This is a genomic window from Flavobacterium procerum (genome assembly GCF_042431625.1).
GTDB lineage: Bacteria > Bacteroidota > Bacteroidia > Flavobacteriales > Flavobacteriaceae > Flavobacterium > Flavobacterium procerum.
This window is the reverse complement of the sequence record NZ_JBHLYW010000011.1, coordinates 110,170-128,600: the sequence shown is the minus strand read 5'-3', so window position 1 is coordinate 128,600 and position 18,431 is coordinate 110,170. Positions and strand designations below refer to the sequence as shown.

General features: G+C 33.8%; 22 protein-coding genes. 13 read left to right on the top strand and 9 right to left on the bottom strand.

Features of this window, described 5'->3' with window-relative positions; genetic code table 11:
- The first annotated feature begins 192 nt into the window (after positions 1-192).
- The 3 genes from ACFFLS_RS18410 to ACFFLS_RS18400 all read left to right on the top strand — a co-directional run bounded on the left by ACFFLS_RS18410 (position 193) and on the right by ACFFLS_RS18400 (position 3,438).
- Positions 193-1,008, top strand: coding sequence for a UbiA prenyltransferase family protein (locus ACFFLS_RS18410; RefSeq protein ID WP_379683578.1), 816 nt, complete (start codon positions 193-195; stop codon positions 1,006-1,008).
- A gap of 370 nt (positions 1,009-1,378) precedes the next feature.
- A complete protein-coding gene (locus ACFFLS_RS18405) occupies positions 1,379-1,786 on the top strand; it encodes a DUF1842 domain-containing protein (protein WP_379683577.1) in 408 nt (135 codons plus the stop codon).
- Positions 1,787-1,959: 173 nt separating this feature from the next.
- On the top strand, positions 1,960-3,438 hold the full coding sequence (locus tag ACFFLS_RS18400) for a hypothetical protein (RefSeq protein WP_379683576.1): 1,479 nt from the start codon (positions 1,960-1,962) through the stop codon (positions 3,436-3,438).
- On the opposite strand, the gene ACFFLS_RS18395 is transcribed toward ACFFLS_RS18400, so the two are convergent.
- The 9 genes from ACFFLS_RS18395 to ACFFLS_RS18355 all read right to left on the bottom strand — a co-directional run bounded on the left by ACFFLS_RS18395 (position 3,432) and on the right by ACFFLS_RS18355 (position 8,945).
- Complete coding sequence (locus ACFFLS_RS18395) at positions 3,432-3,893, bottom strand: SRPBCC family protein (protein WP_379683575.1); 462 nt, start codon at positions 3,891-3,893, stop codon at positions 3,432-3,434. The genes ACFFLS_RS18400 and ACFFLS_RS18395 overlap by 7 nt on opposite strands.
- On the bottom strand, positions 3,890-4,288 hold the full coding sequence (locus ACFFLS_RS18390) for a hypothetical protein (RefSeq protein ID WP_379683574.1): 399 nt from the start codon (positions 4,286-4,288) through the stop codon (positions 3,890-3,892). The genes ACFFLS_RS18395 and ACFFLS_RS18390 overlap by 4 nt, the downstream gene beginning before the upstream one ends.
- A complete protein-coding gene (locus ACFFLS_RS18385) occupies positions 4,285-5,196 on the bottom strand; it encodes a TIGR01777 family oxidoreductase (RefSeq protein WP_379683573.1) in 912 nt (303 codons plus the stop codon). The genes ACFFLS_RS18390 and ACFFLS_RS18385 overlap by 4 nt, the downstream gene beginning before the upstream one ends.
- A gap of 20 nt (positions 5,197-5,216) precedes the next feature.
- Complete coding sequence (locus ACFFLS_RS18380; RefSeq protein WP_379683572.1) at positions 5,217-6,032, bottom strand: thiol-disulfide oxidoreductase DCC family protein; 816 nt, start codon at positions 6,030-6,032, stop codon at positions 5,217-5,219.
- A 112-nt stretch (positions 6,033-6,144) separates the two neighbouring features.
- Positions 6,145-6,531, bottom strand: a complete 387-nt coding sequence (locus ACFFLS_RS18375) for a hypothetical protein (protein WP_379683571.1) — start codon at positions 6,529-6,531, stop codon at positions 6,145-6,147.
- Positions 6,532-6,548: 17 nt separating this feature from the next.
- Positions 6,549-6,896, bottom strand: a complete 348-nt coding sequence (locus ACFFLS_RS18370) for a hypothetical protein (protein ID WP_379683570.1) — start codon at positions 6,894-6,896, stop codon at positions 6,549-6,551.
- Positions 6,897-6,907: 11 nt separating this feature from the next.
- Complete coding sequence (locus tag ACFFLS_RS18365) at positions 6,908-7,645, bottom strand: YqjF family protein (protein WP_379683569.1); 738 nt, start codon at positions 7,643-7,645, stop codon at positions 6,908-6,910.
- Between the two features lie 408 nt (positions 7,646-8,053).
- Positions 8,054-8,386: a hypothetical protein gene (locus tag ACFFLS_RS18360; protein WP_379683568.1), complete on the bottom strand. Its 333-nt coding sequence runs from the start codon at positions 8,384-8,386 to the stop codon at positions 8,054-8,056.
- A 55-nt stretch (positions 8,387-8,441) separates the two neighbouring features.
- A complete protein-coding gene (locus tag ACFFLS_RS18355) occupies positions 8,442-8,945 on the bottom strand; it encodes a GbsR/MarR family transcriptional regulator (protein WP_379683567.1) in 504 nt (167 codons plus the stop codon).
- A 315-nt stretch (positions 8,946-9,260) separates the two neighbouring features.
- On the opposite strand from ACFFLS_RS18355, the gene ACFFLS_RS18350 reads away from it, so the two are divergent.
- The 10 genes from ACFFLS_RS18350 to ACFFLS_RS18305 all read left to right on the top strand — a co-directional run bounded on the left by ACFFLS_RS18350 (position 9,261) and on the right by ACFFLS_RS18305 (position 18,259).
- Positions 9,261-9,920: a hypothetical protein gene (locus tag ACFFLS_RS18350; RefSeq protein ID WP_379683566.1), complete on the top strand. Its 660-nt coding sequence runs from the start codon at positions 9,261-9,263 to the stop codon at positions 9,918-9,920.
- Between the two features lie 44 nt (positions 9,921-9,964).
- Positions 9,965-10,141 carry a DUF1843 domain-containing protein gene (locus ACFFLS_RS18345; RefSeq protein ID WP_379683565.1) on the top strand — a complete coding sequence of 59 codons (177 nt, stop codon included), beginning with the start codon at positions 9,965-9,967 and terminating at the stop codon, positions 10,139-10,141.
- 86 nt (positions 10,142-10,227) lie between these two features.
- Entirely contained in the window at positions 10,228-10,398 is a 171-nt protein-coding gene (locus ACFFLS_RS18340) for a DUF1843 domain-containing protein (protein ID WP_379683564.1), read from the top strand.
- 2 nt (positions 10,399-10,400) lie between these two features.
- A complete protein-coding gene (locus ACFFLS_RS18335) occupies positions 10,401-11,903 on the top strand; it encodes a radical SAM protein (RefSeq protein ID WP_379683563.1) in 1,503 nt (500 codons plus the stop codon).
- 1 nt (position 11,904) lies between these two features.
- Positions 11,905-12,477: a class I SAM-dependent methyltransferase gene (locus tag ACFFLS_RS18330; protein WP_379683562.1), complete on the top strand. Its 573-nt coding sequence runs from the start codon at positions 11,905-11,907 to the stop codon at positions 12,475-12,477.
- A gap of 84 nt (positions 12,478-12,561) precedes the next feature.
- Positions 12,562-13,374: a hypothetical protein gene (locus ACFFLS_RS18325; RefSeq protein ID WP_379683561.1), complete on the top strand. Its 813-nt coding sequence runs from the start codon at positions 12,562-12,564 to the stop codon at positions 13,372-13,374.
- Between the two features lie 17 nt (positions 13,375-13,391).
- The gene (locus ACFFLS_RS18320; RefSeq protein WP_379683560.1) at positions 13,392-14,639 is read left to right on the top strand and encodes an ATP-grasp domain-containing protein; all 1,248 of its coding nucleotides are present in this window, start codon (positions 13,392-13,394) and stop codon (positions 14,637-14,639) included.
- Between the two features lie 7 nt (positions 14,640-14,646).
- The gene (locus ACFFLS_RS18315) at positions 14,647-15,561 is read left to right on the top strand and encodes a glycosyltransferase family 2 protein (protein WP_379683559.1); all 915 of its coding nucleotides are present in this window, start codon (positions 14,647-14,649) and stop codon (positions 15,559-15,561) included.
- Between the two features lie 3 nt (positions 15,562-15,564).
- Complete coding sequence (locus ACFFLS_RS18310) at positions 15,565-16,764, top strand: phenylacetate--CoA ligase family protein (RefSeq protein ID WP_379683558.1); 1,200 nt, start codon at positions 15,565-15,567, stop codon at positions 16,762-16,764.
- A gap of 232 nt (positions 16,765-16,996) precedes the next feature.
- Positions 16,997-18,259 (top strand): cation:proton antiporter, encoded by a 1,263-nt coding sequence (locus ACFFLS_RS18305; protein WP_379683557.1) that lies wholly within the window; start codon positions 16,997-16,999, stop codon positions 18,257-18,259.
- Positions 18,260-18,431 lie beyond the last annotated feature (172 nt).

Here is an 18,431-nt window from a genome sequence, read left to right as displayed (position 1 = left end):
GTATGGTCTAATTTTTTTAGGTCAATGCAATTCTCAGTTTTACTGAGTAAATCACATTTGAAAGTAAATGTGTTGTTTTTTTGTGGCGCAAAATTAAGTATATTTAATAATTTAATGGGTATTTTTAACTTCAATTTTTATGAAATTTCTAACTAAAGACTTGATTTGTTAATAATTGATTAGATTTGAGTTATGAAACTCCTTAAACAGCTCTTTAATTTTTACCTCAATGCCAGTATTCATGTGGCTTTGTCTTGTTTTGCACTGGTTCATATTACTTTTCATGTCTTTCATATTCAATATGATAACGCGATGGCTTTGTTTGTTTTTTTTGGAACCGTTGTTGGGTATAATTTTGTGAAGTACGATAGCTTGGTTCGGGTCAACCGAAAAATAGTGGGAAGGCAATTGAAGGTAATTGCAGTTTTGAGTTTTTTTTCGCTGCTTTTGGTGGGGTATTATTTTTTTCATCTCAAGAGAATTACTCAAATTGTCTCTTTCGGAATCTTGGCCGTTACGGCGCTTTATACCTTGCCGTTTTTTCCAAATAAAAAAAATGCAAGAAACTGGGCTGGAGTCAAAATTTATATCGTTGCGCTTTGCTGGGTAGGTGCTACTTTGGTTCTGCCGTTGGTGAATGCCGAAATTCCATTTTCTACTGATTTTTTTATAAAATGCATTCAGCGGTTTGTTTTGGTTTTTGTCTTGATTTTGGTTTTTGAAATTTTAGATTTGACCAAAGACGATCCGCATCTTAAAACAGTTCCGCAAAGTATTGGAGTTAAGAAAACCAAAATTCTGGGATTTGCATTATTGATACCGTTTTGGTTTTTGGAGGTTTTTATTTCGACTTTTAATTATCATGACGCTGTCATCAATCTTATAATGGTTTTGATGCTTCTGTCGTTTATTTTCTTTGCAACACCCAATCGTCCAAAATATTATACCTCTTTTTGGGTAGAAAGCGTACCCATTTTTTGGTGGCTGATGATTGCTTATTTGAAATAGTATAGATTGCCTGACTATTATTTGAATAGATATAAAATGCTCATATACAGTAGATATGAGCATTTTTTTTGTTTAAAGCAGGTATTTCTACGCAGTCATTTATCTGATGCCATTCTTAACCTTATTTCATGTCAAAGAATAATCGTCTTGTGACATTTTTTTCTTAAATCCTATAAATCTGATATAGTTTTGATACAGCTAAAATGAAGTTGTTAAAGTTTTTATTTACTGATTTTTAGTCTGTTAATGTTTTTAAATCTTTTCCAAAAACATTTAAAGCAACCCATCAAACAAGTGGAGCAGAACCCACTGAAAAAAACGAGGCGGTTCCGAAAAGCCATACGAGTAGGAAACCTAAAAACAAAAAGTTATGTCAGAATTATTAGCAGGTGCTTATTTAGCAAAAGGCACAATCGGAAATGTAGGAACACCAGGTGCTCCAATTGCAACATTTAGTTTAGTAGTTGTACCGTCACAACACAGTGTAACTGGTACAGTTGTTATCACACAGGCAGTACATGGTCCTGATAGTCATATCGTGGTTCAAGTAAAAGGAAGAATTTATTCTACAGGATTTGGAAAATTTACTCAGGTAGTGAGTCTTCAAGGACAGTATGTACAGTCTTTCCCACCACCAGCAATCGGTTCTTTCTTAGCAGATTTCAATGCTCACTTAGCAATTGATAATGCTTGGAATGGTGAAGGAGGTTTCGCTTACTACCAACACCAAATCGAAAAAGTACCAGTTGCTTCAGCTAAAAAACCAGAGTTGGTATAATTAACGCAACTTTTTATAACAGAAATACTATGAATCAGCATAGGATTTCTTACTCGAAAGAGTTCTGATTTGAAAAGGCCGCCTGATGAGGTGGTCTTTTGCATTAAACTTATTTTGCTCCCAAAGCGCATCAAAAAAAAATACAAAAAACGAATCCACCAAAAGCTAAAAAAATGAAAAGAAAACCTATTATCATCACCTTATTAGTTGTTTTTCTAATAACCTCCCTTACCGTGTTTTTTTTAAACAAGGAAAAAATATTAGAAAAAATCGGAATATCTTCGGACTACGCTGGCACAAGTAAACCTTGTGATTGTGAAACAAGTTGGTTTCCGCACGAAAAAACACCAGCTCCCGCAGAAGGAGACGGAAGCCCTTTTGATTCTAGCACGACTACAAACTGTATGTTTCATCAATGGTCTTGGCAGAAATTTTTATGGGTTACAAAACCGATGCCAAACGGCAATCCGTTTTTTTTAGATTCGCTGCAGTTAGTTAGTTCGCAGATGGAAGATGTCGCACCGCAATTAGGAATAAAGCTTGTGTTGAGTTCTATCAATCAAGCAGGTTTTAGAGGAGTTTTGGTTTCCAATCCAAAGTTCAACAATGTGGCCGATACCGTATTTTATTCCATTCATGTTAATAATCTTTTGAAAGAAAAAGCAGTTTTAATGGCTTCATTAATCAACAGCGGCAAAATGCCAGTTTCTAATCTAGAGACTTTTCCGGTTGGAGCTTTAGAGCTAAAAGTTTCTTGGATTGATATCAATGCAATTCCGAAAAACGAACAAGCTAACTATTTTACCACCAAAGCGGCGGTTCTCAATAAGAAAAAGCAATATGTTGAAAAAACGGTTGCATTACTGGGCATGCATGTGGTTGGCGTTGTCAAAAATCATCCCGAATTTATCTGGGCTACTTTTGAACATAAAGATATGGCGCCTGTTTATGACAAGAAAAGAGATGAAGTATCGTCGGCAAAAGAAATGCTGTTTTACGAAAAAGGAAAAACTACTGGCATAAAAGGGATTACTTGGGATACCATTACCAATTTGCCAGCGGTTGCCAATAAAGCTTTTATACTTTATGAATATGGTGTTCCAAAAGATTTGAAAACGGGGAAATTTATGAAAACCAGCCAGTCTGAACCGACCAATTTTGACAACATTGCGAACATCAATAAATGTGTCGCAGCCAATCTTAAAGATGTTTTTAAAAATTATTTCTATAATGGTTCTGTGTGGTTAGACTTTGATGGAGTTTCTCCAGAAAATCAAGCTAAGGCGATTGTTACAAGAGATATTTCAAGCGCTTTGCCCGATTCTTTGGTAAGGGGTTCTGTAAATCTTGCCAATATTACAATGGAAACGTATACACAGACCTTTAAAAGTGACATTCACGGTATCAACAACACCAATTTGGTAAGCTGTTTTGACTGTCATCAGGCTTCGAATTTTGATTCTACAAGACCGGGCAATTCTCCATTATTCTTGAGTCATATATTTGGAGATTATTTATTGTTGACAAAACCAAAAGCGACTTTAAGTGCTAAAAACGCCAATAAATCTAAATCTGCAAAAGAAATACGCATTGAAGAAATAGAAGCGAAAAAATTTGAGCAACTTAAAGAGTTCATCAAAAAGAATCAATAAGCCGATTCTTTTTCGGCCATCACGGTTAGTGTTTTATTTCTTTCTAAAAGGAATTTGATAAGGTGTTTTTTTAGGAATAAAACATCAAAACATTTTCCGAAAATACCAAACGGAGTCTCATATTGTAACAGATCTGTCATAATAGTGACTCCGTTTGTTTCTTTAAAATGGTGTTTGTGCTTAAAAGATTTAAATTTTCCTTCTTCCATTTCATCCACAAAATAATCGTAGAAACTCATCGCGCTTATTCTGCTTTTGTGTGTGAGATAAAATCCGAAATGTTTGCCGCGCCAAGTAACGGTTTCATTTAAATTGATCAATCCAGATGTTATTCCAGCGATTGCTTTTTCTTTTGATTTGCTTGCCGACTGCTGATGAATATCAATATTTCTTGAAACATCAAAAACTATTTTTTTAGATGCATTTATTTTGGTTGTGAGATAAATTGTCGTCATGATTTTTCTTTTTCAAAATTTAATTTTAAAAACACAGCTGTAATTATAGAAGATAGCGAATAACTTATTGCAAAATCGAACCACTTTTTTCCTATGAAAATATACATAGTGACCAAAATTCCTAAAATTGATATTAAAACTAAAATTCCTTTGATATGTAAAGTCGAAAATTCTTTTCGTGATATAACTGGAAATACTAAAGCCGAAAGAATATATGTTGGAGCAGAGAAAATTAAGCTTACGATTAGTGTAATAGGATAAACTCCTAAAAGACTAACTATCTCGCGCGGATTGGGGAAAAAATAAAAATACAACTGCGAAATGAAAGGAGCTAGCAACAATGTAAAAAGACAATGTTTAAAGAAAAAAGTCCAGTCTGTATTTTGTGTTTTCATTTGCGTAGTAAATTTTTAAAAGTCGCATCAATATCTCTAAACTTAAACTGAAAACCATTTTCTAAAAGTCGTTTCGGAATTACATTTCTGCTTTTCAAAACCAATTCGGTTTCTGTTCGGATAAAAAAAGAGCCAATTTCTAAAAGTGTTTTATTTAACGGAATTCCGAATGGAGAACCAATTGTCTTTCTGAGTTTTTGCATAAATAAAGTATTACGAACAGGTTCTGGAGCTACGACATTTATTTTTCCATCCATTTTATTTTCGATGATAAATTCTATTGCGTGGGCAAAATCTTCTTCATGAATCCAGCTTACAAACTGATTGCCGCTTCCTTGTTTTCCTCCAAAACCAAATTTCGCTAAATTCTTTAACGGAATAAAAGCACCGCCATTTTTTCCTAAAACAATAGAAGTTCTCAAAGCCGTTTTTAAGGTTTTTGGAGTTTCGGTTTTAAAGAATGCTTTTTCCCAAGAAAGCGCCACATTTATAGAAAAATCATTTCCGATTTCGCCATCTACTTCATCCATTTGTTTGTCTAAAGAAAAACGATAAATAGTAGCGGTTGAAGAATTCAGCCAATGTTTCGGCGGATTTTGGCAATTTAGAACAGCTTCGTTCAGAATTTTGGTGCTTTCAATTCGAGACAATAAAATTTCTTTTCTGTTTTTTTGTGTATAACGGCAGTCAACAGATTTTCCGGCAAGATTAATTAAAACCGAAGCATTTTCGAGTTCCTTTTCCCAACCAGAAAAAGTTCGGGCATTCCAGTTTACATATTTTATTCCGTCAATTAATTGAGATTTTCCTCTGGTCAGAATTACAATTTCATCAAATTTATTTTTGAAATGATTGACCAGAACTTGTCCGAGAAACCCAGTTCCTGCAGCTATGATAAGTTTTGTCATTTTTTTGTTTCGTTAAGAGATTAATTTAAAATTAGAAACAACGCAATAATTCGATAAAGAATCCATGGGAAAGATAGAAAAAAAGGAAGCTTTAAAATTTTAATTCTTCTAGAATGCTCTAAAAACATAATCAAAACCGTAGCGCCAAACCAACCTAGAATCATCATTTGCGGAAGCATAATAAATTGACTTAAAATTAAGACGGGACTTAAAATCAAAGACCCAAATAAAGAGACCGTCATTAAATTGCCCGCATAATTGACAATTGTTTTGCTGTCTAATTTGAATAAAAACAAAGCCTGAAAAACGATTTGTCCGAAAGCCAAAATAAGTTCTCTTGTAATGGTGCTTTTAGGAAAGTTTACAATCAAATTAGAATAAGAGAACAAAACCAAGGTTGTAACGCTGATCGCAAATAAGATAAAAAGAAATCTGTATTTGAAATTGAAATCAGGAACGCATTCGAGTTTGTCTTTTTTCGCTTGTGCGGGAATAATAACTTTTCGATTGTAAGACACAAAAGAATAGAGTTTTCTTAATAGAAAATAAACTGGTTTTGTCGCAATAATTTTTTCAATCCATGGAAAAGAAAAACCAATTACTTTAATCAAACTGTCAATGCCATACGTTGTAGTTTTTGTATTGTAATCGATTAGAGCAATTTCATTTGCTGCACGTTTTACATCTACAAAATCTTGTTCTTCGATGCTAACATTACAGTACGGTTTTCTGCCGTTTTGGTCAAGCATGCCTGCTTTTATAAAGCCAGTTGTATACAAACTGCAAAGCGGACAATCTTCGTCATATAATAAAGTTTGGTTTTCGAGCGTTTTCATGGCATTAAGATTTAAGGTGCGAATTGTACCAATTAATTCAGGTTGAATAAGTAAAAACAGATTTAGTTAAACCTAACAGATTCTAAAAATCTGTTAGGTTTCTACTGTAGCATTAAGCTTTAAAAACCAAACGTTCTTCTTGTAGTGCTTCTTTAGCTTTTCTTTTTCCTCTAAAAAAGAAATATAGATTGAAGAATAACATGATTCCGAGATAAATTGCAAAACCTCCGATTTTGTAGCTTAATCTTTCTACCAATTCTTGATAGGTATTTGTGTCTAAATTTAATCGTAAAATCATTAACGCAAAACCAATATTTAAAAGATAAAATCCGGTTTCAAAAATTCTGTTGGTTGCTTCGGCGATTTCTTCACGGCCTTTAAAAATGTCTAGCATAAAGATTTTTCCATTTTGAAACAAAGTTTTAGAAACATAATACGTTAAAAATAGCGCAACTGGTAAATAAATGATGTATCCGATTAAAATTTTTGTAGTTTCCATAGTTGTTTGATTTTAAGTTATTTGATTAGTTTTTGAATGTATTTTGTAATTATAAAAATGTTGAAGTAATGCAGAACTGAAATAATAAAAATTATAACAGCCGTTTTTGTACTGATTATTTCGATTAACTGAGTCCAGGAAATAATTTTTTGCCAGGAAATCAAGGTCATGGCACAGTAACCGATATTTAAGAGGTAATAACCCATGAGCAAAACCTGATTTAATTTTTGGCAGATTTCGGTATGATCCGGAATCAGTTCTGCGACATAAACATTTCCGTTTTTATAGCAGATTTTTCCAACTTTCACAATAATGAGAATCGTGATGCTGAGGTAAATGAAATAAGCTGGTATATTAAGGTTCATGATTTAGATATTTAGATTGCCATTTCATATTCTTCTTTAATTTCGAGTTTCCTTTTATTCTTAACTTCGATTTTAGAACCTTTTGCCAAGAAAACAGATGTAGGTTTTACATTTTGAAGACACTCAAAATCTGGTCCGTATGTTTTTCCAAAATCAATAGCTGTTTTTTGATTTAGAACTTTCAATTGTTCCCATCTCGGATGCGTAACTTCATACTCAAAAGTGGTTTTGTCATTTATTTTGGTATATCCGAAGTAATCTTCGGTAATGAACTCGGCTTCAGAACCTGTTTCGATTTCTGTTAGATTTTTTTGCGTCTCTAACGTAATCGTATTCCATTTTCCTTTATTTTTCCATTGATAAACAAAAGTGTTTGTCTCTTCGTTTTCGATGATTTCATGTTGCATCTTTTGAGTTTCATAATGTTCCTGATACAAAGTATTCGCAATAAAAGTGATGGCTTTTTTCGGGACAATTTCTTTGATGAAAACTACGCCACGTTTCCATTCTCCATTTTCAAAACGTTTTACATAAAATCGCAAATTCACTTCTTCAAAATTGACATGAAACGGTACTTTTATTCCTAAAACTTTTGTGTTTTTAAACATAAATCCGACCAAGCTTACATAACATTTGTTGTTCCAAACATCAATCTCAGTTCCGGCGGGAATATATTTTTCTAATATTTTAGCATCAATTTCGTAATTGAAAAGTGCTAAATTTTTCCATTCTGCTTTTAAGAAGTTCATGATATTTTTTGGTATTTAGTTAGTATTCTAAGAAAATATATTGCTGTAACATTTGGAATTATTGTTACAAAAACGACCTGCAAAAAATCATTCCACATTATGATGCTGAAGAACCAAAATAAGATTACCATATTCAAAATTGTAATAAGCCAGTACAGGCGAAGCTGTTTTTTGATTTGAATATTTTTAGGTTTCGAAAAAAGTATGATGCTCAGAATTATTGCCGTAACAATTTGAACTACTGTGAGAAACGCTTGTCCTGCGAAACGGAAGTAACATGTCAGATAAAGCAGTATACAGATTACGAAAGCTAGAATATTAATTTGTCTTAATGTGTTCATTTTTTTATTTTTTAAACTTTCAGAAAATAATGAAAGATGTTTTTAAATTTTTTTAAGTGAAAATGAATTATTTAATCTTATAAATTAATACAGAAAGATAAAGCGCTAATAATGGTGGGAGCGAAAATATGAAATAGGAAATGGTCAAATAGAAATTAGTTTCTGGATAAATGTTCCATAAAACAAAAAACAGTACGACTCCAGCAAAATAGATATAAATCGGCTTAGCAAATCTGTTGTCGAAAAGCAATTTTAATGCAATTAAAAGCTGTAGTGCTCCGGTAACAATCGTAGCTAACAAGGCATAAATAAAAGCGCCTTCTTTAGTAATAGGATAAGTCATCAGGATTATAAGTGGCAGTCCGACAGCAAATGCGTTAATGTTTTTTATTGTTTTCATAACTACTGATTGTTTTAAACTTTCAGAAAAAAATGAAAGTTTTTATTAAATTTTTTTATTTCATCATTTTTATAACCAGTTTTCCAAGCCAATTATCATTAAATTCAGTCATTTTATCCAGCATATTATCCGCTTTTAAAACAAAATCGTATAGTTTAGAAGTCTGTTCTACGAAGTGTTTTTCTTCTTCTGACTGATTCGCTTCGATAGTAGAAACTTCTTTTAAGATTTTAAGCGCAGGTTTGATTTCGCGTTTGCTTCTTTCTCTCGAAATTTTTGCCGCCAATTCATCTAAATCTTTTTCGGCCGTAAAAAACTCTTTTCTTTCTCCGGCTTTAAATTCTTTATAGACAATTCCCCAATCCATTAAAGCTCTTAGGTTCATGCTGGCATTGCCACGTGAAATCTGCAATTCTTCCATAATTTCTTCCATAGAAACAGCATCGCTAGAGACCATTAATAAAGCATGAATCTGTGCCATGGTTTTATTAATTCCCCATTGAGAACCTAAAGCTCCCCAAGTCTGAACGAATTTATTTTTTGCTTCTTTGAATTCCATGAGACAAATGTATGCAAAAGTTTTCAAACTTTCAAAAATATTTGAAAGTTTATTTTGAGCAAGAACTTTATTTTAGGAATTATCTTATAACTTGTTTTTTGTCTTTTATGACATAGAATATTCAGTTCTGTGACATTTTTAGATAAAGGTCTAGCTATCAAGAGTAATTTTAGAATGAGATTAATGCAGCTGCTTATATTTTACATTTTTAATTGTGGAGCAGAACCCACAAAAAAAAACGAACTGATCCGCACAGTAAAAAGTGGAGGCGAAACCTGAAAAGCCATACGAGTAAGACCCAAAAAATTAAATATTATGCAACCTATACCTAGAAAAGTCAAAAATGTAAATGTGTATCCTTATATAGATTGGAAAGGCGGGGGAATCGGACCTGTTATTCTTCCTGTAATCGAAGGAGCGAGTGGGACATATGCTGTAGGAACATTACTTACTTCTATATTTTACAATTTAAATTTAACTGATGCAACGCAAAAAAACAAACTTGGAGTACACCAAAAGTATTTTGCAACAGGAGAAACAGAGGATGGAAGTTCGTTTACTACTCCATGGATGTATTGCACAAACACAAGCGATAACCCTGAATTTGGTAGAACAATTACACTTCTTAAACCAGAAAATGATACGTTTAATGCAGAAGCTTTACCCGAGTACATAACACTTGGACCTTTAACGGATATTACTGTTACGCAGTCATTTCCGCCACCAGCAATTGGAGAAATACTGTTAATCGAAAACGGATCAGGAAATGTTATCGCTACAAGAACTGGTACACCACACGAAATGGGAGTAGAAGTGAAAAGCGGTAATCGTGTCGGGCCATTAAGACCAGGTTTGAAAAATATTATGATTACCGGAAAAAACAAAGACGGCCAAACATTTACAATGGGGAATCTGACTTGCATTAATCCCAACGAACCGGCTATTTTTCTTCATCAGTTTGGACCTTTTGAATAAAAGGCTATTCCAAAATCAGTTTAATTAATCTAAAAAATAGAATCATGGGAGTAATTATGCCATACGGAGCAGCAATCAGAGAAGCATTAGCTTCAAATGATTTAGCACAAATGCAGGCTATTGCAGAACAGGCAAAACAAACTTTAAAAGAACAAGGCGATTTAGCCGGTGCTCTTCTTGAGTTGCTTGCAGCAATAGAAACTTTAGAAAACGAAAAATAAAGAGCAAAACAACTGTCTTGTTCAGTAAAAACAAGGGTGGAACCGAAAAACCTTACGAGTAGGAATAACTAAAAAACAAAAAGATTATGGGAGTAATAGTGCTTTACGCCGCAGGAATCAGAGAGGCAATCGCTTCAAATGATTTGGAAAAAATGAAAGCAGTTGCAGAACAAGCCAAACAAACTGTGAAAGAACAGGGAGACTTAAGCGCTGCGTTGGTAGAATTGCTTGAAGCAATTGAAAGCTTGAAAAAGTAGTCTTGAGAAGAACGGTTTATGAAGCAAGACTTGATAAACCGTTTTTTAAAATAAGTAAGAAAACCCTAAAACGAATTATGATGGATAAGACTTCTATACGATACAGAGTGAGAGACGATTATGAAACGGCAACACCCGTTCATGTTGTGTGGGAGATTACACTTGCCTGTAATCTAAAATGCTCGCATTGCGGTTCGAGAGCCGGAAAAGTGAGACCTGGCGAACTAACTACAGAACAATGCTTTGAGGTTATTGATAGTCTGAAGCGTCTTGGTACAAGAGAAATAACCATCATTGGAGGGGAAGCTTTTTTACGAAAAGACTGGCTTGAAATAATTGAAAGAATCAACGAAAGCGGTATTGAATGTTCTATGCAGTCTGGCGCTTATAATCTCAACGAAGAAAGAATCAGCAGTGCCAAAATCGCTGGGATAAGAAATATAGGTGTTTCTATTGATGGAATGCCTGAAACACATAATAAAATAAGAGGAAGAAGAGATTCTTTTGAACATGTTATTCATTGTCTTCAACTGCTTAAGGCACATGATATTCCGTCAAGTGTCAATACAGTTATCACAAAATTGAATGTAGACGAACTGAGTGATCTTCTAGATGTTTTGATAGCGAATGGCGTGAGAAACTGGCAGATTCAGTTGGCTGTTGCCATGGGAAATGCCGTTGACCATGCAGACGAATTGCTGCTGCAACCTTATGAATTAATAGACTTTTACGAAAAGCTGATAGTATTATACCGCAAAGCTTTGGCAAACAATGTATTGGTGCAGGCCGGAAACAACATTGGTTATTTTGGACCGTACGAACATATTTGGAGACAGGGCAACGAAAAATATTTTACAGGTTGTTCGGCCGGACATACCGGAATCGGTATTGAAGCAGATGGAAAAATAAAAGGCTGTCCGTCTTTACCCACCAACGGCTACACCGGAGGAAACGTAAAAGATATGAAAATCGAAGATATCTGGAAATACAGCGAAGAAATGGTTTTCTCTAGATATAGAAATAAAGAAGAATTATGGGGAGGATGTAAAGGCTGTTATTATGAGTCTTCATGCCTTGCAGGATGTACTTGGACCAGTCATGTTCTTTTTGGAAAGAGAGGAAATAATCCTTTTTGCCACCATCGTGCTTTGGAATTAAAAAAGAAAGGACTTCGCGAACGCATTAGAAAAATTCAAGAAGCGCCAGGATTGTCATTTGATATCGGTTTGTTTGAAATAATCGTAGAGAACGAAAAAGGAGAAATCGTCGAAATACAATCACCTCATAACAGTCCCATAATTCCGAAAGAAGATTTTACAGACAGAGCGCCAAGAATGCCAAAAGCACTTAAACTCTGCAACGGTTGCGATAATTATGTTTATGAAGAAGAATCAACCTGCAGTTTCTGCAACGCCGATATTCAGAAAGTAAATGATGAATATGCCGTGAAAATGGAAAAGGCCAAACGCTCACTAGAAAAATTAGAATTATTAATGATGAGATAATATGGAACTGCTTAAAAAAATTCAATTAGAAATTGACCGACAACTAGACACTATTGAAGAAAATCTGAGCCTGTCCGAAATTACAATCAGATACGGTCTAAATTCTTATCGTTATGGATCTTCCAGTTTTTTATCGAATCTTTTTGATCATCTGGAGATGACAAACAAAACGGTTTTTTATGATTTAGGTTCGGGTTACGGAAACATCATTTTATTCGGAGCCATAAAATATCCTGATGCGTCATTTAAGGGAATTGAAATCCTGAAAGAACGCCACGAGGTTTGCAGTACTTTAATTGAAGATGAAAAATTAAAAAACGCAACAGCAACCTGCGGCGATATTTTAAAAACCAACATTTCAGACGGGACGATTTTTTATATCTACAATCCTCTTTTTGATTTTCAGTATGCCGAATTATTAGACAAGCTTTATCAGATTTCATTAAACAAATCTATTGTAGTTATCGCCGAATCAAGATGCGTTTATTTTGATCAGGCCGAATGGCTCCAACAATATCATGTTGAGGATATTGATGTCATCAGAAAAATAAAATATTACCGCTCAAAATCCTAGACTGAAAATTCTGCAATAGAATTTCAGTTAAACTAAAATCCAAAAACAAATAAATCAAATAGTAACTAATTAAAACTAAAAATCATGTCCAATCTAAGTTCAATCATTCTTCCGGTTATCGGTGATATGGAAGAATCACATTTAAAAACACAATTATTGAAGTATCTTCCAACTCATGAGAATGAATTTTCAAAAATTGAAAAAAGTTTTCAGCAACTAACATCAAAACCTCAGGACAACGAGCGTTTAAAAAGATTTTTTCACAGCTGGAGCCAAACCAACAACAGTGCAATGACGGTTGCCGGAATCAGTAACCGAATCACAATGTTAGTTCACAAAAACAAACCGATTGAAGACGAAAAAGCATTGTTACAGGCTATTACCAGTTTAAACCGAATTGTCGATGAAGATTTGGCAGTCGTTGGCCGTGTCCTGCATTCTCAGTTGTTTTATACTATGGCAACCGATATTACTCGAAATGATGATTGGCTTTCACGTCGTTACCTAAACGAAAGTGCCTATGATTTTAAGAAATGGAAAGACCAGAATTCGCTTCGAAATAAAGATATCATGATTGCTTTGCTTACAACTTTGATTCATGAAATCTATACGCACGGAGAAGTTGAATATATTCTTCCAAAATTTGAAGCTTGGCTTACAAATGATTACGGATTTTCTGAGGAAGAACGCGAGAAAACGTTGGCGTGGATAAGCGTGCACTGCGGGCCTACTGAAAAAAATCACTTCTTTTTTGCCGTAAGCGCAATTTTTCATTATGCCAAAGCGATGAATGTAGATCTTGAATCGTATGATTTAGGAGAAATAATCAGTGATTATTTAAACAAGAAAGCTACCGTAATGGAAGATGTTATGGAAGTTGAAGAAGTTAGTCTGTAACAACTATTTGCTGAAAAATGATTATTACAAGTAAAGAAACGACATCTCAAATTACACTCGAGAAAAACCAAATCGAAAACCAGGAAAAGTGGAATCTGCTTTTTTCGGAATATTTTAAAAATGATTCCGGATTAGATCGAAGTTTTTTTGCAGGTTCTTCGGTTAAAATTCCCGTAGCATATCACAACGAAATGCATCGTTTATGTTCTGTTCTAAATAAGGCTTGTAAGGCAATTGTTTTAAATTATTTTGAAGATAAAAGAATTCGAGACTATTATCAGCTCGATAAAGAACTCGAAGCTTTGTTGAAAAAATGCAGCAGCCAAATATATAATCAGGGTTTTTACCGCCCTGATTTTTTATATGATGAGAACAATCAAGCAAAAATTTGCGAAATAGGTGCGCGATATCCTTTAAACGGATGGATGATAAGCTATTATCTTCAGTTGATAAACGACCGAATCATCATTCATGAAAATGAAAAAATACAAAATACGAATCTTATAAATCTTATTGCTGATTTGCATCATCAATTTATTCCCGATAAAAAAATCGGACTTATTCACGATGACGAAAAAGGAACGGAAATTTTTTACCTGCAAAAGGAATTAGCAAAATTGGGGATTGAATTGATTTCTGCAAAACCCCAAGATTTGATGGCGTCAGATAATTCAATTTTGATAAATGGAGAACCGGTTTCAAAATTTATATTGGAAATGGATCGGGAAGAACTAAAAAAAATAAACCCAGAGGTTATCGATATTCTGATTGAACAGAATTCTTATTTCAATGATATCAGAACCTTGATTTTAATTCACGACAAAAGGGTTTTAGCCGTAATGTTTGACGAGCAGCTTATGGCCGATTATTTAGAAAAAGAAGATTACGAGTTTTTAAAAAAATATCTCATTCCGAGTTATGTAATCCAGCATTCCATTGATTGCGAACGTTTTATTTATTGTGAAGAAAATTTAATCTTAAAATTAAACAGTGGCGGAAGAGGAATTGGGGCTTATGTCAAAAACGATTGCACGCCTAAACAATGGGAAAAAATCATAAGAGAGAATTGGAATAAATACCTCGTTCAGCATTTTGTAGATCAGAAAGAATTTGACGATTTAGAAAACCAACGCAAAATTCATCTGGTTGGAATGTTGCTGTGCAAAGATGATAAAACCTATGGTTCGGGTTTGTTTCGTGGTTCAGACGAATCGATTGTAAATGTTCATCAAGGAAGAGCATTGATTTATCCAATATCAGATTAATAAAAACATGAAACATACTATTGTTATTCCGCTTTACAACAAAGAATCTTATATAGCTGAAGCAATTCGTTCGTTGGCTTTTCAAGAAAAAAAAGCATTTGAAATCATTATTGTTGACGACTGCAGTACAGATCAGAGTTTGTTTGTTTTAAAAGAGACGTTATCGTTTTTTGCTCCTCAGTTTTTGCAGACCATTATTAGAATCGTTGAATTGAAGGAAAACAAAGGCCCAGGAAACGCACGCAATATCGGAATTGAAAAAGCAGAAGGTGAATTGATCAGCTTTTTGGATGCAGATGATTATTATGCTCCAACTTGTTTGAAAGATGCTGATTTGCTGATGAAACAAGAAAATTTAGATGTTTTGGTACTCGGAATTTTATTGATTCCGTCACAGTGTTTTTTGCCCAAAATAAAATCTTTTGAAAACGAATTGACAGCACTTCCAGGTGATTTGTTTTTAATACCCGATATCCTGCATACTATCAGCGCTCCAGATTTTATTATGGGTGTTGGCAGTAATGTTATCATTAAAAGAGCATGTCTAGAAAATGTTCGATACGAAACAAATGAATCCCTTAACGAAGGAATTGATTTTTGGTATCGTGTCCTGAAAAATATGAAAAAAAAGCCACGTGCGGGCTTGCTGCATAGAGTCTGTATTGAAGTTCGAGAAGTAGAAGGCAGCCTGTCACGAATCAATTATAAAAAATGGAAAGAACTGAAAACTCCAGTTCTTTTAAAAAGATACCGTAAAAGTGCAGATCGATACGATCAACAATTAATGGGAATGTTGTCGCAACGATGGTTTAACCATGCCATGGAAAGACTTCCAAACTGGAGGCAAAAATTTTTATTTGCGTTTTGTCATGCCGAAAGACTGATTAAAAACTATTATTATTTCAAAAAAAGAAACCGCTAAACAATGCATTCAGTAAGTATTTACCCTGAAAAAGAATCTGTAGAATTAACGGATTATTTTGAATTGGCCAAAGAAAATCCTTTGTACATAGAATTTTATAAGGAATATAAAACAGCAGAAGAAGCTCCAATGTTGAGTAAAAAAGAACTGCTGCCTATTTTGAAAAATAAATTTAACATTCACAGTGAAAAAACCGGCGTGTATTTGGTGCGTTCGGGGGGTAGTACGCAGAGCCCGCTGGTTTTTCCTGTTGATATTCAAGAAAATCAGAAGCAGCGTTTGGCGTTGGCAGCCGAACTTACAAAGCATGATTTTTTTATGCCCAAAACGATTGCCTTAAATATTTTTGGCTATTCTGATATGTATCGTACAGCGGCCATTATGGATGATATTTTAGAAAAATGTAATTCGACAACATTGGCATTGAGCTCTCACGCAACTTACGAGGATATGGAATACGCAGCTCATTATTTTAAACCTGATTTTATAATGGGAACGCCTTCAAAATTATTATGCTTTGCTCAGTTTTTAGAAGAAAACAATCAAAAACTAGAAATAGAAAATCTGCTTTATGGAGGTGAATTTTTAAGACCTAACATTCAAAAGTTTTTGCAGAAAACATTTGGAACAAAGCAAATCTATTCGCTATATGGTTCTGCCGAAACCGGAATCTGGGCATGGTGTAATGTTACCGAAAATCCTTCCTTGTTTTCAGTTATTAAAGGAATCATCATCGAAATCATGAATCCAGATTCAGAGGGATATGGTACGATTGCGGTTACCAATACTTTTAGAAAAAGATTTCCTGTTTTTAGATATGCCATCGGTGATTTAGGCCGATGGACTATTGTAGACGGAAAGCCATTTTTAGAATTAAAATCAAGAGAAAGCAAATCTTTTATTGTCAGCGAACAACATTACGATTTAGAAGATTTTACTTTTTTAACAAAGGAAGCGACCGCTTTTCAAATTCAATTATCGTCGACTAAAGAATTAAAAGAATCTATTCGCTTGCTTTTGGTACAGGATGTATTGTCAAATCAGCTTCAGGATTTTCTTGAAGAGAAATCTGAAATACTAAAAAGAATACTAAATTTTGATGAGCGTTTTATGGAAGTGGAAGTCCTGCAGATTAAAGCATCCGATTTGTACATAGATCCCAATACAACAAAAGCGCCTTTGATTTTGGATTTGAGAATGTAATTCTAAAAGAGAGTGAAAGGTGTTTATATATTTTTTTAAAATTTGAAAAAGATTATTCATAAGCAATTACTTTTTGAAAAGAACGATAGTCGTTGTTTTTTTATTAGCAAAAAGGCTTTTATTTTGAGAATAATTTACAAATTGTCTTCTACGAATTATAAAATTATGTTAATTGCACAGTTGAAATTTTGATTAAGGAAATGGAAAGATATTTTTGTAAAAATCACATTTTATGGAATTATACTACACTTTCTCAGTACTCATCGTATTAGCTTCTTTCTTTGCTTATTTAAATCTAAGATTTTTAAAACTTCCAGGAACCATCGGAATCATGATTATTGCGATGTTGGTTTCGGTTGGAATTCGCCTTTTAGGAGATTCTTACTTTCCCGCAACAACCAAGCACTTTTTTGATTTGATAAAAGAATTCGACTTCAACGAAATCTTAATGGGAGCGATGTTGAACTTTCTTTTATTCGCTGGAGCGCTACACGTAAATATGGCCGATCTTAAAGAACAAAAAGTGCCAATCATGATTTACTCTACGGTAAGTGTCGTTTTATCAGCCTTAATTATTTCGATGCTTTTATATTACATCGCACCACTTTTAGGAATAAAAATACCGTATATCTTTTGTTTGGTTTTCGGAACCTTAATTTCTCCAACAGACCCAATCGTAGTTTTGGGAGTTTTAAAAGAAGCAAAAGTTCCTAAAAGAATAGAAACCAAAATTGTTGGTGAATCTCTGTTTAATGATGGAGTGGCGGTAGTAATGTTTGCCGTTGTTTTAAAAATGGCGACAGATCCAACATTTGATATGAGTTTTAGCTCAATCGCTTGGTTGTTTGCAAAAGAAGGTATCGGCGGGCTTTTATTAGGAGCCATTTTAGGATTTTCAGCTTCAAAAGTGATGAAGAAAATTGACGATTATAAAGTTTCTGTTTTAATAACGCTTTCTATTGTAATGGGAGGATTTTTGATCGCTCAAAGTTTGCACGTTTCTAGTCCGCTTGCAATGGTAGTTGCTGGATTAATTATTGGAAATTATGGTAAAAAAGTTGCCATGAGTGAAGTAACCAAAGATTATCTAGGTAAATTCTGGGAACTTATCGATGAGATTTTAAATGCTATTTTGTTCTTATTTATTGGTTTCGAATTATTATTGCTTCCAGATTTGAATAAACAATTGCTGACCGGTTTTGTCGCGATTTTCATAGTGCTTTTTTCAAGATTAACATCTATAGTTTTGCCTTGGAAATTCTTTGATATATTTAAATTTTTCGGAATCAGATCGGCTTATAATAAAGGATCATTAATGGTTTTAGTTTGGGGCGGAATTCGCGGAGGAGTTTCGATTGCGTTAGTACTTTCTATGCCAGAAGGAGAATATAAAAATTTGCTTTTGGAAGTAACTTATATTGTTGTTTTATTCTCAATTGTCGTTCAAGGATTGACAGTTGGCAAATTAGCAAATAGAGTTTTGGAGAAAGAATAAAAAAACTATAAGGATCTAAAAGCCGAAGCATAAAATGTTTCGGCTTTTTTTATGGTTTCAATCTTTAGAATTTGAAAGTTCACATTATGCCGTTTACATCTTATTTTTTTACTTTTTCGAATAAATGAAAACAAAGTTTGTTTTTGTAATAGATAGTTTGTTAATCTGTCTA